The 16,583-nt window shown below is 68.5% G+C and carries 7 protein-coding genes and 1 pseudogene; 3 read left to right on the top strand and 5 right to left on the bottom strand.

Features of this window, described 5'->3' with window-relative positions; genetic code table 11:
* Positions 1 to 10 precede the first annotated feature (10 nt).
* Positions 11 to 1,276, bottom strand: a complete 1,266-nt coding sequence (locus SBI80_RS18115) for an MFS transporter (protein ID WP_318976178.1) — start codon at positions 1,274 to 1,276, stop codon at positions 11 to 13.
* Between the two features lie 178 nt (positions 1,277 to 1,454).
* Between SBI80_RS18115 and SBI80_RS18110 the strand changes: the two genes are divergently transcribed.
* Positions 1,455 to 2,174 carry a MerR family transcriptional regulator gene (locus SBI80_RS18110; protein WP_318976177.1) on the top strand — a complete coding sequence of 240 codons (720 nt, stop codon included), beginning with the start codon at positions 1,455 to 1,457 and terminating at the stop codon, positions 2,172 to 2,174.
* Between the two features lie 6 nt (positions 2,175 to 2,180).
* Here SBI80_RS18110 and SBI80_RS18105 read toward each other — a convergent pair whose 3' ends face one another.
* The 4 genes from SBI80_RS18105 to SBI80_RS18090 are packed head-to-tail and all read right to left on the bottom strand — an operon-like array spanning position 2,181 to position 6,104.
* Positions 2,181 to 2,981 carry an ABC transporter permease gene (locus tag SBI80_RS18105; RefSeq protein ID WP_318976176.1) on the bottom strand — a complete coding sequence of 267 codons (801 nt, stop codon included), beginning with the start codon at positions 2,979 to 2,981 and terminating at the stop codon, positions 2,181 to 2,183.
* A complete protein-coding gene (locus SBI80_RS18100) occupies positions 2,981 to 3,844 on the bottom strand; it encodes an ABC transporter permease (RefSeq protein WP_413232743.1) in 864 nt (287 codons plus the stop codon). Before SBI80_RS18100 ends, SBI80_RS18105 begins: the two co-directional genes overlap by 1 nt.
* Positions 3,823 to 5,019, bottom strand: a complete 1,197-nt coding sequence (locus tag SBI80_RS18095) for an ABC transporter substrate-binding protein (protein ID WP_318976175.1) — start codon at positions 5,017 to 5,019, stop codon at positions 3,823 to 3,825. The genes SBI80_RS18100 and SBI80_RS18095 overlap by 22 nt, the downstream gene beginning before the upstream one ends.
* Positions 5,020 to 5,063: 44 nt before the next feature.
* Complete coding sequence (locus SBI80_RS18090) at positions 5,064 to 6,104, bottom strand: ABC transporter ATP-binding protein (RefSeq protein WP_318976174.1); 1,041 nt, start codon at positions 6,102 to 6,104, stop codon at positions 5,064 to 5,066.
* A 160-nt stretch (positions 6,105 to 6,264) separates the two neighbouring features.
* On the opposite strand from SBI80_RS18090, the pseudogene SBI80_RS18085 reads away from it, so the two are divergent.
* Both SBI80_RS18085 and SBI80_RS18080 read left to right on the top strand, forming a co-directional pair.
* A pseudogene (locus tag SBI80_RS18085) lies at positions 6,265 to 6,814 on the top strand (DUF1906 domain-containing protein); the annotation flags it as partial.
* 512 nt (positions 6,815 to 7,326) lie between these two features.
* Positions 7,327 to 16,572 carry a fatty acid synthase subunit beta domain-containing protein gene (locus SBI80_RS18080; protein WP_413232742.1) on the top strand — a complete coding sequence of 3,082 codons (9,246 nt, stop codon included), beginning with the start codon at positions 7,327 to 7,329 and terminating at the stop codon, positions 16,570 to 16,572.
* Positions 16,573 to 16,583: the final 11 nt, after the last annotated feature.

The following is a 16,583-nucleotide window of genomic DNA, read 5'->3' as shown; positions in this document are numbered from 1 at the left end:
GCGAGTCGCCTCAGGACTGATGCGCGTCGAACGTCTCGAGCAGTGAGCGCTCCTGCTCGGCCTTCATGACGGCCCTGGCCTTCCTGCGGGTGATCAAGATGCCGACGACCGTGATCGCCCAGATCACGTACTGCACGGTCCAGGCCATCCGGAACGAGTCGAACGAGTAGCCACCCATGGCGCCCAGGATGACGCCCATGGTCTGCATCACCAGCAGCGAGGCGATGAACCCGCCCATGTTGACCATTCCCTGCGCGGTGCCCAGGGTGGCACTCGGGTTGAAGGTCCGCGCGAAGTCGAAGCCGACCATGGAGCCGGGGCCGCCGACCGAGATGACGACGATCAGACCCACCAGCAGCCACAGCGGCGCGCGCCCCGGCAGCGCCAGCACCACCGTCCACGCCACGGCGTTGCTCGCGATGATGCCGAGCACGATCCACGACCGGCGGTGCGGAAAGCGGCCGGTGAAGATGCCGATGACGATGCCCGCCGCGATCGCGGTGGCCACCGAGATCGTCAGCAGCGCGCCTGCCGTGGCTGCCGACTGACCCTGTGCGACGGTCAGATACGGGACACCCCACATCAGGCAGAACACCGTCACGGAGAACTGGGTGCCCATGTGGGTGAAGAAGCCGAGGCGGGTTCCCGGGCGTAGCCACACCGTCTTCACGCTGGACAGCACGTCGCGTACCGCCAGGGTCTCGGTCGCGAACACCCGTCCCCGCGGGGTGTCCTTGACCAGGGCCACCACCAGCACCAGCACCACGACGCCGAGTGCGGCGACCGAGACGTATGCGGTGGCCCAGGTGGTGCCGGTGAGCAGGGCCAGGAACGGTAGCGCCGAGAGCACCTGACCGAGCTGACCGCAGATGCCGGTGAGCTGGGTCAGCAAGGGCACCTGCTTCGGGGGGAACCAGTGCGGTACCAGGCGCAGGACCGAGATGAAGGTGACCGCGTCGCCGAGCCCCACGATGGCGCGCGCGGTGATGGCCAGCGGCAACGACTCGGTCAGCGCCAGCAGCAGCTGCCCGCCCGCCATCAGCGCCGCCCCGGCGACGATCAGCACGCGGGAGCCGTAGCGGTCCAGCAGCACGCCCGCGGGGACCTGAGCGGCGGCGTAGACGATCACCTGGAGCACTACGAAGGTGGACAGCACGCTGGGGCTGGCCGAGAACCGAGCGGCGGCGTCGAGCCCGGAGACGCCGAGGGTCGTTCGGTCGAGCACGGCGACGATGTAGGCCAGCAGACCCGTCGCCCAGATCATCCAGGCACGCACTCGGTCAATCGTCGCGCACCGCGGGGCACTAGCGCGAATCGGCGCTGGGCGCAGCGATGAAACATGACATCGACGTGCAAATCTCGCAAACTTCGGAGAACGGTCTACAGTGGTCGCATGCCTCGTTGCGGGATGGCCAAGGAAGAACCCGTGACCGGCCGGTTGAGGGGGATTCGTGATGACTGAGTACCGGTTGATCGAGCTGTCCGCCCTCTCGGGAGTGAGCGTCCGCAACATTCGGGCCTATCGTGAGCGAGGTCTGCTGGACCCGCCGCGCAAACAGGGTCGGTCGGCCATCTACGACGACCGGCACCTGTCCCAGCTACGCACCGTCAACGAGCTCCTGCGCAAGGGCTTCACCTCGGCGCACATCGCGGAATTCCTCACCAGCACCCGTGAGGGTCACGACCTGGCCGGCGTCCTCGGTCTGCAGCAGGCCGCCTACCGAGCACCTGGCGGCACCGACGGGGTCGTCGTCGACGTCGCGCCGGACGGCGATGAGGCGCGGCGGTTGGTGAAGTACGGGCTCGCCGAGGTCGTCGACGACCGGCTGCGGTTGATCGACCCCAGCCTCGCCGAGATCGTCGGCCGCGTGTCCGATCCGCTGCCCTACGTGCGGGCCATCCTGCGGGTGGCCGACCGCGTCGCCGACCCGCTCGACGACCTCGCCAAGGAGGTGGCCGACGCGCTGGAGGCGACCGCGCCGGCAGGGGAGTGCAGCCCCCGGCGCGAGGACTGTGGTGAGCTGCGCCGCCGCGTCGACGACTACCGCGATCTTGGGCGCCGGGTGGTGGCCGACCGGTTCGGTGACGCGCTGCGGCGCCACTTCGTCAGTGCGGAGGCCACCCGTGCCGCCGACGACGCTCCGGCCGGGACGTGTGACGCCGCGCAGCGCTAGGCCATCTCACACCCTGGTGGTGGCGGGGTCGCCCCCGAAGCGCTGAGCCAGCCACACCGGGATGATCGCGAGCACCGTCAGTGCCGCCGCGACGACGTTGATGACGGGAGCCTGGTTGGGGCGGAACAGGTTTCCGAAGATCCAGATCGGCAGCGTCTGCACCGCCGGGCCCGCGGTGAACGTCGTCACCACGATCTCGTCGAAGCTGAGCGCGAAGGCCAGGATCGCGCCGGCGACCAGCGCGCCGCGCATCATCGGGAACGTGACGTAGCGAAACGTCTGCCAGGTCGACGCGCCGAGGTCGGCGGAGGCATGCTCGAGATCGGTTCCGAGCCTGCGCAATCGGGCCTGGGTGTTGTTGAACACGATGACGATGCAGAACGTCGCGTGGCCGACGATCACGGTAGCCAGGCCGAGCGTGACCCCGAGCGCCGAGGTGAAGGTGGCGTTCAGGGCGATGCCGGTGACGATGCCAGGCAGCGTGATCGGCAGCACCACCAGGAAGCTGATGGCGTCGCGGCCGAAGAATCGGTGGCGCTGCACGGCGAAGGCGATCATGGTGCCGAGCATCAGCGCGATCACGGTGGCGCCGAGACCCACCACCACGGAGTTCGCCAGTGAGGTCCACATGCCTTCGCTGTTCCAGGCGTCGGCCCACCAGCGGAGAGTGAAACCGCTCGGCGGGAAGGCGAAAGTCCGGGAGGCGTTGAAGGCGTTCACCACCACCAAGAGCAATGGTGCATACAGGAATACCAACACCAGCACGGTCCACGCCCGGACCACGCTGCGCGCGCGACCGGACAGCATCAGACGTTCTCCAGTGCGCCGGTGCGCCGCATCGCCAGCAGGTACAGGATCACGGCCGCCAGCGGGATGATCGACAGCGCCGCGGCCAGCGGCTGGTCGTTGGCCGTGACCAGCTGTCCGTAGATGATGTTGCCGAGCATCTGCGTCTTGCCCCCGACGATGGTCACGGCGATGTAATCACCGAGCGACAGTGAGAAGGTGAAGATCGAGCCCGCGGCGATGCCGGGGAATACCAACGGCGCCACCACCATTCGCAGTGTGGACAGGTCCGAGGCGCCCAGATCGGAGCTGGCGTCGACGAGGTAGTTCGGGACCCGTTCGAACGCGGCGAACACCGGGATGATCATGTACGGCAGCCACAGGTAGGTCAGCGTGATCACCGTCGCGGTCAGGCCATAGCCGGGCGTATATCCGGTGGCCCACTGCAACGGCCCCTCGGGGGACAGCAGTACGCGCCAGGCATAGGCCTTGACCAGGTAGCTGGCCCACAGCGGTGTCGTGACGGCCACCACCAGCGCCAGGCGCATCCGGGGTGAGGCGACCTTGGCCATGTACAGCCCGAGCGGAACGGCCAGCACCGCGCAGAGCACGGTGACCAGCAGTGCCACGCCGACGGTCCGTACGGTGACGGTTCGGAACACCGCGTCGGTCGCGACCCGGACGATGTTGTCGCCGGTGATGGTGTGCACCACCGCGCCGGTGAACGAGTTGGTGGTCCAGAAGGCCGAAACCAGCAGTACGGCAAGCGAACCCAGGTAGGCGATCACCAGCCAGGCCATGGGTGGCACCAGCAGGAACAGCAGACCAAGCCGTCCCGTCCTGGTGGTCGGGGCGGGTGCCGTCACCCCTTGATCTGCTGCCACTTGCTGACCCACTCGTCGTAGGCCGTGCACTCGTTCCCGCTGCCGTCGACGCACTGCTTCTGCGGCGTGGTCCAGTAGTGGATCTGCGCGGCGTAGGCCTCGTCGGTGGCGTGGTAGATCTCGCAGAAGTCCTTCTGGCTGGTGAACTCGCAAGCCTTGGTCTGGGCGGGCGCCTCACCGAAGTACTCGGCCACCTGTGCATTCACCTTCGGCGAGGTGATCCAGTCCATCCACTCGTACATGCAGTTGGGATGGGCGGCCTTCGACGAGACCATCCAGGTGTCCGACCACCCGGTGGATCCCTCCTTGGGGAGCACCGTGTTCACCTGCACCTTGTTATCGGTGCCGATGGTGTTGGCGATGACCTGCCAGGTGGTGCCAATCACCGAGGTGCCGGACTCGAAGGCTTGGACTTCCTTGGTGTAGTCCGACCAGTACTCGCTGATGTTCTCGCGCTGCTTGGTGAGCAGGTCGACGGCGGCGTTGAGCTGGTCCTCGGTCAGTGAGTACGGGTCCTTGATGCCGAGCTCGGGCTTGGTCTTCATCAGATACAGCGCGGCGTCGGCGATGTAGATCGGGGAGTCGTACGCGGTGACCTTGCCCTTGTACTTGCCGGCGTCGGTGAACACCGCGCCCCAGGAGTCGGGGGCGTCGTTGACCACGCCGACGTTGTACATCAACAGGTTGGCGCCCCACCCGTGCGGAATGCCGTACATCTGCCCGTTCACCGAGTTCCACGGCTTGTCCTTGAGGAAGGGCGAGATGGTGGCGTAGTTGGGGACCAGCGAGGTGTTGACGGGTGCGACGTCCCCGGCGTAGATCAGCCGCAGCGTGGCGTCACCCGAGGCGGACACGCCGTCGTACTGGCCGGTGCGCATCAGCTGCACCATCTCGTCGGAGGTGTTGCCGACCTTGACGTTGACCTTGCAGCCGGATTCCTTCTCGAACGGCGTCACCCAGTCGACCGTCTTGTCGTTCGAACCGTTCTCGGCATAACCCGCCCATGCGATCAGGTTCAGCTGGCCCTCACCGTTGCCCAGCGCTCCCAGCTTGTCGATCTTGGGCGGTGTGGTGCCCGCCGAACCGCCACCTCCGGACTGCGAGCTGGAACAGGCGGTGACGAGGGCGGCGCACGCGGCGATGGTGAAGCCGATCCGCATCGCAGTCAGTTTCATGGGCGCTCTCCGTTCAATTCGATTCGATTGGGTGTCAACGAAATTCAGTTGTTCAGGTCATGTACCGCGCCGTCGGGCCAGGCCAGCGTGATCGGGGTGCCGTGACCGAGGTCCTCTGGCAGCGCGCTGGCGGCATTCAGCACGGTCGCCGTCAGCGTGACCCCGCCCGCGGCGACCGCCGCGACGCGGGTGGTCGGGCCCGCGTAGATGACCTCGGAGACGGTGGCGTCGACGGTCCGGCTGCCGGGTGCGGCCGCTCCGCCGGTGGTCAGCACGGCGATGCGCTCGGGTCGGACCGCGAAGACCCCGGGGCGTCCGACGAGCGCCTCGGCGGCGGCCCCGTCGAGCACGTTGGACGTACCGACGAAGTCGGCGACGAACCGGTTGACCGGGTTCTCGTAGACCTCGCGGGCCCGTCCCACCTGTTCGATGCGCCCGTCGTTGAACACCGCGAGCCGGTCGCTCAGGGTGAGGGCCTCGTCCTGGTCGTGGGTGACGATGACGAAGGTGATGCCTACCTCGCGCTGGATGGCCTTGAGCTCCACCTGCATCTGCTCACGCAGTTTGAGGTCCAGCGCGCCGAGTGGCTCGTCGAGCAGCAGCACCCGGGGGCGACCCACCAGCGCGCGAGCCAGTGCGACCCGCTGCCGCTGTCCGCCCGAGAGCTGCGCCGGCTTGCGTGGGCCGAAGTCGGCGAGCCGGACCATCTCGAGGGCCTCGCCTGCGCGGGTGCGCCGTTCGTTCCTGGGCACCCCCTTGACCTTCATGCCGTACTCGACGTTCTGCGCGACGGTCATGTGGGGGAAGAGCGCGTACTCCTGAAAGACGGTGTTGACGTCGCGGAGGCGGGCCGGCAGGTCGGTGACGTCCATGCCGCCGAGCCGGATGGTGCCCTCGGTGGGCTGTTCGAATCCGGCGATCATCCGCAGCACGGTGGTCTTGCCGGAGCCGGACGGTCCAAGGATCGCGAACAGCTCGCCGTCCTCGACGGTGAGATCGGCGCCCGCGACGGCCACGATCGTGTCCGCGAACACCTTGCGCACGCCCAGGAGTTCGATCTGCGGTTCGCGAGGGCCGGTTGGCATGGGCTGAATCGTATGGATCCGTCGTTCGTGCCGCAGCGCAACGTACGGATTCCGAGCCGTGACGCCAACTGCTCGACGGTTTTCGTTCCGGGGACGTCAGCTGATACGGATGTGGCCAGTGACATAACTGGGGATGATGGGATGGCTGTCACATCCCGTGGCGATGGCGGCCATCGGCTACTTGTCGGATCGCCGTCCCGGGGGCGACTGGATGCTCGGAAAGCCGATACAGCTACCCGAGGCCCGCGACCCGTACCAGAACGGCCTGAAGATCGTGTCGTGCTACCAGTTCGGCAAGCAGGACGGTGCGGACCGGCTGGGTGGGCAGGCTGCCGGCGTGCTGCACGCCAAGCGTGGCTGGCAACACCACCTGGCGGCCGGCGGTTCCCAGGGGTGCTCCGATCTGCGCCTCGATCGACGACGATCCCACCGCTGAGCAGTCCAAACAGCAGGTCGCACCGTATCTGCGCGGGTGGGAAGCGGTATTGGGACACCAGCGGGTCGAGGTGTACGCCAACTCGAAGACGATCGACTGGGCTCTCCACGATGGTCTCGGCTCGTACCTCTGGCAGCACGATTGGGGCCCGCCCAAGGGCTACACCCATCCCGCAGCACACCTGCGTCAGGTCGAGATCGACGCGCGCAGCGTGGACGGAGCGGGGGTCGACGTCGACTACGTCCGCAAGCCGCGCTTCGGTCGCTGGAACTAAACGTTACCGATCAGTAAGTTTCTCCAGCAAACTGGATTTCGGCGGGCTGCCGATTGGGTGGACACCAAGGGCGTCGATGTCGAGTCGTTCGAGATCCCGATGCCGGAGCGGGCAGCGCCAAAAAGCAACATAACGATTCGGTAACAATACTGCTTTGATCTGCACCGTTATTGCTACTCAACCGTAACCACCTGCAAGCAGGACGTTTGTACCGGAGGTTCGGAAGGCGCCGCGAAGTCCGCGTTACGCATTGCGTGGTTACCCGTGCGTAGAACTCGCCAGTAACCATTTCGGGGGCGAAGATGGTGCAGGTTCTTATGACACTCTTATGGCGGTTGGTCCACCCCTTTGGACCCACCCAGAAGTGACTTGAGCCCGTCGGGATCTCACCCCGACACGACGAGCGCGGAACCCCGCAGGGGCGCGGGGACCTCATCGCAGAGGACACGGAAGAACGAGTCCGCGCAGACGCAAGCGATACGCGCGACAGCGCACCGAGGAGATGGCAAGACGTGACGATCAACGAACACGACAGGGTGACCACCGGCCGCAAGGGTGGTCCGGCCGACGGCTCCCCGGTGCAGACGGGTGCGCACGCGCTCGTCGACCAGCTCAACGCGGGTGAGCCGTACGCCGTCGCGTTCGGTGGCCAGGGCGGCAACTGGCTGGAGAACCTCGAGGAGCTCATCAGCTCGGCCGGCATCGAGTCCGAACTGAGCGAGGTCATCGGCGAGGCCGCGCTGCTGCTCGAGCCCGTCGCACGCGAGCTCGTCGTGGTCCGGCCGATCGGCTTCGAACCCATGCAGTGGGTGCGCGCGCTGGCCGCCGACGAGCCGCTGCCGAACTCCAAGCAGCTCACCACCGCCGCGATCTCCGGCCCCGGCATCCTGCTGACCCAGATGGCCGCCATCCGGGCGCTGACCCATCAGGGCCTCGACCTGTTCGGCACCCCGCCGTTGGCGATGGCCGGCCACTCCCAGGGCATCATGGCCTGCGAGTCGCTGCGCACCAAGGGCGCCAAGGACGCCGAACTGCTGGCGCTTCTCCAGCTGATCGGCGCCGCCGGATCCCTCATCTCCCGCCGCCGAGGCATGGTCGGCCGCGGTGACAAGTCCCCCATGGTGTCGGTGAGCAATGCCGACCCGGACCGCATCGCCGAACTCCTCGAGGAGTTCTCCTCCGACGTCCGCACTGTGTTGCCGCCGGTGCTGTCCATCCGCAACGGCCGGCGCTCGGTGGTCATCACCGGCACGCCCGAGCAGCTGTCCCGCTTCGAGCTCTACTGCAGCAAGATCACCGAGCGCGAACAGGCCGAGCGCAAGAACAAGCTGCGCGGCGGCGCCGTCTTCAGCCCGTCCTTCGCCAGCGTCCAGGTCGAGGTCGGCTTCCACACGCCGCGCCTTGCCGAGGGGGTCGGCCTGGTCGACACCTGGGCCGCCAAGGTCGGCATCGACGCCGACATGGCCCACGAGATGACCGAATCGATCTTCGTGCGTCCCATCGACTGGGTGGCCGAGGTCGAGCGTCTGCACGCCTCCGGCGCCCGCTGGATCGTCGATCTGGGGCCCAGCGACACCATCACCCGCGTCACCGCCCCCGTCATCCGCGGTCTCGGCGTCGGCCTGGTGCCGGCCGCGACCCGCGTCGGTCAGCGCAACCTGTTCACCGTCGGAGCCGCACCCGAGGTCCCGCCGGCCTGGTCGAGCTACGCGCCGTCGGTGATCACCCTGCCGGACGGCTCGACCAAGCTCTCGACCAAGTTCACCCGGCTCACCGGGCGGTCGCCGATCCTGCTCGCCGGCATGACGCCGACGACCGTCGACGCCAAGATCGTCGCCGCGGCCGCCAACGCCGGCCACTGGGCCGAGCTGGCCGGCGGCGGTCAGGTCACCGAACCCATCTTCGAGGACCGCATCGCCGAGCTGACCACGCTGCTGGAGCCCGGCCGCGCCGTGCAGTTCAACTCCCTGTTCCTCGACCCGTACCTGTGGAAGCTGCAGGTGGGCGGCAAGCGCCTGGTGCAGAAGGCCCGCCAGTCGGGCGCGCCCATCGACGGGCTGGTCGTCACCGCGGGCATCCCCGAGCTCGACGAGGCCACCGCGCTGATCGAGGAGCTCAACGAGGTCGGCATCACCCACGTGTGCTTCAAGCCGGGCACCGTCGAGCAGATCAAGTCGGTCATCAAGATCGCCGCCGAGGTGCCCACCAAGGAAGTGATCGTCCACGTCGAGGGCGGCCGTGCGGGTGGCCACCACTCGTGGGAGGACCTCGACGACCTGCTGGTCTCCACCTACGGTGACCTGCGCAAGCTGCCCAACATCACGCTCTGCGTCGGCGGCGGCATCGGAACGCCCGAGCGCGCGGCCGACTACCTGTCCGGCCGGTGGGCGCAGGCCTACGGCTTCCCGATCATGCCCGTGGACGGCATCCTGGTCGGCACCGCCGCGATGGCCACGCTGGAGGCCACCACCTCGCCGGCGGTCAAGCAGCTGCTGGTCGAGACCACCGGCACCGACAGCTGGGTGGGCGCAGGAAAGGCGCAGGGCGGCATGGCCTCCGGGCGCAGCCAGCTCGGTGCCGACATCCACGAGATCGACAACGCGGCCTCGCGCTGCGGGCGCCTGCTCGACGAGGTCGCCGGTGACGTCGACGCGGTCGCCGAGCGTCGCGACGAGATCATCGCGGCCATGGCCGAGACGGCCAAGCCCTACTTCGGCGACGTCGCCGACATGACCTACCTGCAGTGGCTGCAGCGCTACGTCGAGCTCGCGATCGGCGACGGCGACAGCACCGCCGACTCCAAGCGCGACGACTCGCCGTGGCTCGACATCAGCTGGCGTGACCGTTTCGAGGAGATGCTCAAGCGCGCCGAGGCCCGGCTGCACCCGCAGGACTCGGGCCCGATCGAGACCCTGTTCACCGTGGACGCCGAAGGGGAAGCGCTGCTGGAGGATCCACAGCGTGCGCTGGCGGTCCTGGTGTCGCGGTACGCCGACGCCGACGAGGTCAAGCTGCACCCGGCCGACGTGCCGTTCTTCATCACCCTGTGCAAGACGCTCGGCAAGCCGGTCAACTTCGTGCCGGTGATCGACAAGGACGTGCGCCGCTGGTGGCGCAGCGACTCACTGTGGCAGGCCCACGACGCGCGCTACACCGCCGATCAGGTGTGCATCATCCCCGGCACCGAGGCGGTCGCCGGCATCACGCGTGTCGACGAGCCCGTCGGCGATCTGCTGAACCGCTTCGAGCAGGCCTCGATCGACGAGGTGCTGGCCGCCGGAGCGCAGCCGGTGTCGGTGGTCTCGCGCCGCCAGGCCCGGGCCGACGTGACCGGCCCGCTGGCCGTCGTGCTCGACTCGCCCGACGTGCTGTGGGCGGGCCGCGCCGCGATCAACCCGGTGCACCGGATCGGTGCCCCCAGCGAGTGGCAGGTCAACGAAAACCGGTCGGCCACTCACCCTTCCACGGGTGCGCGGCTCGAGCTGGCGGGTGAGCAGGTCACGCTGAGCGTGCCGCTGTCCGACATCTGGATCACCATCAGGTTCACCCTGCCGGCCGCCACGGTCGACGGCGGCATGCCGGTGGTCACCACCGAGGACGCGTCCGAGGCCATGCGGGCGGTGCTGGCGATCGCCGCGGGCGTCGACGGCGTGGACGCGCTGCCTGCCGTCGTGAACGACAGCACCACGCTGACCGTCTCCTGGGATCCCGAGGAGGTGGCCGACCACACCGGTGTCACAGCGACGTTCGGCGCCCCGCTGGCCCCCGGCCTGACGCTGGTGCCCGACGCGCTGGTCGGCCGCTGCTGGCCTGCGGTCTTCTCCGTCATCGGTGCCGCAGTCACCGAGAGCGGCTTCCCGGTCGTCGAGGGTCTGCTCAGCCTGGTGCACCTGGACCATGCGGCGCACCTGCTGGCGCCGATGCCGACGACCAAGGCCGAATTGACCGTCACCGCAACGGCTTCGGCCGCGGTCGATACCGAGGTCGGCCGCGTCGTGCCGGTCGAGGTGACCATCTGCGATGCCCAGGGAACCGAACTCGCCAAGCTCGAGGAGCGGTTCGCCATCCGTGGCCGCACCGGCCCGGCCGAGCTGACCGATCCGGCCCGCGCCGGTGGCGCCATCACCGACAACGCGACCGACACGCCCCGGCGCCGTCGTCGTGACGTCACGGTCACCGCGCCGACGGACATGAGTGCCTTCGCCGTGGTCTCCGGTGATCACAACCCCATCCACACCGACCGTGCGGCGGCTCTGCTGGCCGGTCTGAAATCGCCCATCGTGCATGGCATGTGGCTCTCGGCCGCGGCGCAGCACGTCGTCACCGCCACCGACGGCAGGGCCACTCCGCCGGCCCGTCTGGTCGGCTGGACCTCGCGCTTCCTCGGCATGGTGATGCCCGGCGACGAGATCGACTTCCGGGTCGACCGCGTCGGCATCGACCGTGGCGCGGAGATCATCGAGGTCACCGCGAAGGTCGGTTCCGACCTGGTGATGTCGGCCACCGCGCAGCTGGCGGCGCCCAAGACCGTCTATGCCTTCCCCGGCCAGGGCATTCAGTCCAAGGGCATGGGCATGGACGTGCGCGCCCGCTCCAAGGCGGCCCGCAGGGTCTGGGATACCGCGGACAAGTTCACCCGCAACACCCTCGGCTTCTCGGTGCTGCACGTGGTGCGCGACAACCCGACCAGCCTGATCGCCAGCGGCGTGCACTACCACCACCCCGAGGGCGTGCTGTACCTCACGCAGTTCACCCAGGTCGCCATGGCGACGGTGGCCGCCGCCCAGGTGGCCGAGATGCGCGAGCAGGGCGCCTTCGTCGAGGGCGCGATCGCGTGCGGTCACTCCGTCGGCGAGTACACGGCCCTGGCCTGTGTCTCCGGCGTATACCCGCTGGAGGCGCTGCTGGAGGTGGTGTTCCACCGCGGCAGCAAGATGCACGACATCGTGCCGCGCGACGAGAACGGCCGGTCCAACTACCGGCTGGCCGCGATCCGGCCGTCGCAGATCGACCTCGACGACGACGACGTGACCGACTGGGTCGCCGAGATCGCCGAGCGCACTGGTGAATTCCTGCAGATCGTGAACTACAACCTGCGCGGGTCGCAGTACGCGATCGCCGGCACGGTGCACGGTCTCGAGGTACTGGAGGAGGAGATCGAGAAGCGCCGCGAGATCTCCGGCGGCAAGCGCTCGTTCATCCTGGTCCCCGGCATTGACGTGCCGTTCCACTCGGAGGTGCTGCGCGTCGGTGTCGCCGACTTCCGGCGCTCGCTGGAGCGGGTCATGCCGCGCGACGCGGATCCAGAGCTGTTGATCGGCAAGTACATCCCGAACCTGGTGCCGCGGCCGTTCACCCTGGATCGCGACTTCGTCCAGGAGATTCGCGACCTGGTGCCGGCCGAGCCGCTCGACGAGATCCTCGCCGACTACGACACCTGGCGCAACGAGCGGCCGCGCGAGCTGTGCCGCAAGATCGTCATCGAGCTGCTGGCCTGGCAGTTCGCCAGCCCGGTTCGCTGGATCGAGACTCAGGACCTGCTGTTCATCGAGGAGGCCGCGGGAGGTCTCGGCATCGAGCGGTTCGTCGAGATCGGTGTGAAGAACGCTCCGACGGTCGCCGGACTGGCCACCAATACCCTGAAGCTGCCGGAGTACTCGCACAACACCACCGAGGTGCTCAACGCCGAGCGCGACGCAGCGGTGCTGTTCGCCACCGACACCGATCCGGAGCCAGACCTGGAGGAGGCCGCGCCCGCACCCGCGAGCGATGCCCCCGCCCCGGCCGCCGCGGCGGCTCCCGCCCCCGTGGCTGCTCCTGCCGCTCCCTCGGGCGGGCCGCGTCCCGACGACATCGCCTTCGGCGCCGACGATGCGACGCTGTCGCTGATCGCGCTGTCGGCCAAGATGCGCGTCGACCAGGTCGAGCCGCTGGACTCCATCGAGTCCATCACCGACGGGGCGTCCTCGCGACGCAACCAGCTGTTGGTCGACCTTGGTTCCGAGCTGAACCTCGGCGCCATCGACGGCGCCGCCGAGGCCGATCTGGCCGGACTCAAGGCTCAGGTCACCAAGCTGGCCAGGACCTACAAGCCCTTCGGCCCGGTGCTCTCCGATGCGGTCAACGATCAGCTGCGCACGGTGCTCGGCCCCTCGGGCAAGCGTCCCGCCGCGATCGCCGAACGGGTCAAGAAGACCTGGGAACTCGGCGATGGCTGGGTCAAGCACGTCACGATGGAGCTTGCGCTGGGCACCCGTGAGGGCACCAGCGTCCGCGGTGGCAATCTCGGCCACCTGCATGACGGCGCGCTTCCCGACGCGGCCACCGTCGACCGGGTCATCGACGCGGCGGTCACGGCCGTCGCGGCCCGCCGCGGCATCTCGGTCTCGCTCCCGTCGACCGCCGGCGGCGGTGCGGGTGTGGTGGACTCCGCCGCGCTCGCCGAGTTCGCCGAACAGGTCACCGGCCGCGACGGCGTGCTGGCCTCGGCGGCCAGGATGATCCTCGGTCAGCTGGGTCTGGATGCGCCGGTCAACGTCGGCGAGACGGTCAGCGACGCCGACTTGGTCGACCTCGTCAGCGCCGAACTCGGCTCGGACTGGCCACGTTTGGTGGCACCTACGTTCGACGGCCGCAAGGCGGTGCTGTTCGACGACCGCTGGGCCAGCGCCCGTGAGGATCTGGCCAGGCTGTGGCTGAGGGACGAGGACGAGATCGAGGCCGAGTGGCCCCGGCTGTCCGAGCGCTTCGAGGCCGCCGGCCACGTCGTCGCCCAGCAGGCGAACTGGTGGCAGGGCAAGGCCCTGGCCGCCGGCCGCAACGTGCACGCGTCGCTCTACGGGCGTGCCGCCGCGGGTGCCGAGAACCCCGGTGCCGGTCGCTACGGCAACGAGATCGCCGTCGTCACGGGTGCCTCCAAGGGCTCCATCGCCGCGTCGGTCATCGCGCAGCTGCTCGACGGCGGCGCCTCGGTCATCGCGACCACCTCGAAGCTGGACGACGAGCGGCTGGCGTTCTACAAGGAGCTCTACCGCGACAACGCCCGCTTCGGTGCCACGCTGTGGGTGACCCCGGCCAACATGGCCTCCTACACCGACATCGACGCACTGGTGAACTGGGTCGGTAGCGAGCAGACGGAAAGCCTTGGGCCGCAGTCGATTCACCTGAAGGACGCTCTGACGCCGACGCTGCTGTTCCCGTTCGCGGCACCGCGGGTCGCCGGCGATCTCTCCGAGGCGGGTGCGCGCTCGGAAATGGAGATGAAGGTTCTGCTGTGGGCCGTGCAGCGGCTCATCGGAGGGCTGTCGCACATCGGCGCCGACCGCGACATCGCCTCGCGCCTGCACGTCGTGCTGCCCGGTTCGCCGAACCGCGGCATGTTCGGTGGCGACGGCGCCTACGGCGAGGCCAAGTCCGGGCTGGACGCACTGGTCACCCGCTGGAAGGCGGAGACCTCGTGGTCGCAGCGAGTCTCGTTGGCGCACGCTCTCATTGGCTGGACCAAGGGCACCGGTCTGATGGGTCACAACGACGCCATCGTTGGTGCGGTCGAAGAGGCCGGTGTCACCACGTACACCACCGAGCAGATGGCTTCGATGCTGCTCGACCTGTGCGACGTCGAGTCCAAGGTGGCCGCGGCGCGCGAGCCGATCCTCAAGGACCTCACCGGTGGACTGGGTGAGATCGACATCGACATGGCCGAACTGGCTGCCAAGGCCCGCGAGGACATGAGCGCCGAGAGCGGTACCGCGTCGTCCGACGATGACGTCGACGGCAGCACCATCAAGGCGCTGCCCTCGCCGCCGCGTGGTTACAGCGCGGCGCCGGCGCCGGCGTGGAACGACCTCGACGTCGACCCCGCCGACATGGTGGTGATCGTCGGTGGCGCCGAGCTCGGGCCCTACGGCTCGTCGCGAACGCGCTTCGAGGTCGAGGTCTCCGGTGAGCTGTCGGCTGCCGGTGTGCTCGAGCTCGCCTGGACGACCGGTCTGGTCAAGTGGGAGGACGATCCCAAGCCGGGCTGGTACGACACCGCGAGCGGCGACCTGGTCGACGAGAGCGAGTTGGTGGAGCGCTACCACGACGTCGTGATCGAGCGGGTCGGCATCCGCGAGTTCGTCGACGACGGTGCGATTCCCGCCGATCTTGCTGCACCGCTGCTGGTTTCGGTGTTCCTCGAGAAGGACTTCACCTTCGTGGTGTCCTCGGAGGCCGACGCCCGTGGCTTCGCCAAGTTCGATCCCGAGCACACGGTGATCTCACCGGTGCCCGACAGCTCCGACTGGCAGGTCACTCGCAAGGCGGGCACCGAGATCCGCGTGCCGCGCACGGTGAAGATGTCGCGCACCGTCGGTGCGCAGATCCCCACCGGGTTCGACCCGAAGGTCTACGGCATCAACCAGGACATGGCCAGCTCGATCGACCGGGTGGCGCTGTGGAACCTGGTCACCACCGTCGATGCGTTCCTGAGCTCCGGGTTCACCCCCACCGAGCTCATGCGCTGGGTGCATCCCAGCCTGGTCGCCAGCACCCAGGGCACCGGTATGGGCGGGATGACGTCGATGCAGACGATGTATCACGGCAACCTGCTCGGGCAGAACAAGCCGAACGACATCCTGCAGGAGGTGCTGCCCAACGTCTTCGCAGGCCACGTGGTGCAGTCCTACATCGGTAGCTACGGCGCGATGATCCACCCCGTTGCGGCGTGTGCCACGGCGGCGGTCTCGGTCGAGGAGGGCGTCGACAAGATCCGCCTCGGCAAGGCCGAGTTCGTGGTGGCCGGTGGCTACGACGACCTGACGCTGGAGGCCGTCACCGGCTTCGGTGACATGGCGGCGACGGCGGATACCGAGGTCATGCGTGCCAAGGGCATCAGCGACTCGAAGTTCTCCCGCGCCAACGATCGTCGCCGGCTGGGCTTCGTGGAGTCCCAGGGTGGTGGCACCATCCTGCTGGCCCGCGGTGACCTGGCGCTGGAGATGGGTCTGCCGGTGCTGGCGGTCGTCGGGTACGCGTCGTCGTTCGGTGACGGCGTGCACACCTCGATTCCTGCGCCCGGGCTCGGCGCGCTCGGTGCGGGTCGGGGCGGTCGGCAGTCGCAGCTGGCCAAGTCCCTGGCCAAGCTGGGCGTCGGTCCCGACGACATCGCCGTGGTCTCCAAGCACGACACGTCGACGCTGGCCAACGATCCCAACGAGACCGAGCTGCACGAGCGGCTGGCCGGTGCGCTGGGCCGCTCGCCGGGTGCTCCGCTGTTCATCGTCAGCCAGAAGAGCCTGACCGGTCACTCGAAGGGTGGCGCGGCGGCGTTCCAGATGATGGGCATGTGCCAGATGCTGCGCGATGGCGTCATTCCGCCAAACCGGAGCCTGGATTGCGTCGACGACGAGCTGGCGCACGCCTCGCACTTCGTGTGGGTGCGCGAGACGCTGGAGATGGGTGGCAAGTTCCCGATGAAGGCGGGTCTGGTGACCAGCCTCGGCTTCGGCCACGTGTCCGGCTTGGTGGCGCTGGTACACCCGCAGGCGTTCCTGGCGGCGTTGAGCAGCGATCAGCGCGAGGACTACCGGAAGCGGGCCAGCGCCCGTGTCCTGGAGGGGCAGCGCAGGCTGGCCTCGGCCATCGCCGGTGGACCTGCGATGTACGAGAAGCCGGCCGACCGGCGCTTCAACCACGACTCCCCGGAGAAGCGGCAGGAAGCCAACATGCTGCTCGATCCCGCGTCGCGACTGGGCGAGGATGGCTGGTATGGGGCGTGAGGCCGTGGCGG

Source organism: Mycolicibacterium sichuanense (assembly GCF_033741125.1).
GTDB lineage: Bacteria > Actinomycetota > Actinomycetes > Mycobacteriales > Mycobacteriaceae > Mycobacterium.
Note: the sequence above shows the minus strand (reverse complement) of the source record. Positions and strands in the feature narration are given on the sequence as shown.